The organism is Flavobacterium tructae (genome assembly GCF_002217475.1).
Classification (GTDB): domain Bacteria; phylum Bacteroidota; class Bacteroidia; order Flavobacteriales; family Flavobacteriaceae; genus Flavobacterium; species Flavobacterium tructae.
This window is the reverse complement of the sequence record NZ_MUHH01000096.1, coordinates 1-785: the sequence shown is the minus strand read 5'-3', so window position 1 is coordinate 785 and position 785 is coordinate 1. Positions and strand designations below refer to the sequence as shown.

The 785-nt window shown below is 35.0% G+C and carries 1 protein-coding gene; it reads right to left on the bottom strand.

Annotated features, from left to right (window positions below; all coding sequences use genetic code 11):
* Positions 1 to 86: 86 nt before the first annotated feature.
* A complete protein-coding gene (locus B0A80_RS20625; protein ID WP_070905686.1) occupies positions 87 to 716 on the bottom strand; it encodes a DsbA family oxidoreductase in 630 nt (209 codons plus the stop codon).
* Positions 717 to 785 lie beyond the last annotated feature (69 nt).

Sequence of the window (785 nt, the reverse complement as noted above, 5' to 3'; positions counted from 1 at the left end):
AATGTAAGATGTGAAATGTAGATTGTAAGTTATCCCTCTGAGCGAAGTCGAAGAGCGAACCAACTTACAATCTAAAAATCTATAATTTATTTCTGTACCTCTTTGATCGTATTTACAAAAGCTTCAACTGGCTGAGCTCCCGAGATTGCATATTTTCGATCAAAAACAAAAAAAGGAACTCCTTGTATGCCCATATTTTGCGCCTGAATAAGATCAGTGTGTACATCGCTGATATAAAGTTTTTCATTTTCAACTGTTTCTTTGACTTCATCCGCGTTTAAACCTGCTTTTACACCAAGTTCAATCAAAGTTTCGGGATCATTTAAGTCTCTTCCTTCTGTAAAATAAGCTCGAAAGAAAATTTCCTCCATTTCATCGGCAAGATTTTTGGTCTTGGCCAACTGAATAATGCGATGTGCCGACAGTGAATTTGAAACTATCGCTTTATCAAAATGATAGTCTAAACCAACGCTTTTAGCGTGTTCTACGACTCCTTTGTGCATTTCGATGGATTGTTCAACAGAGATTCCTTTTCGTTCAGCAAGAAACGTATAAACATCTTTATCAGTTTGTGCTTCAATAGTAGGATCAAGCTGGAAACTTTTCCATTCAATTTCAAACTCGTCATTAGGAAATTCAGCTAAAGCTGTTTCCAATTGTCTTTTTCCGATATAACAAAACGGACACATAATGTCCGACCAAATTTCTATTTTCATAAATCAAAAATAAGGAAAAAAAAATGTTTTCGATTTGGTTTTTCTTTAGAAAACAAACCCGACAGGTTT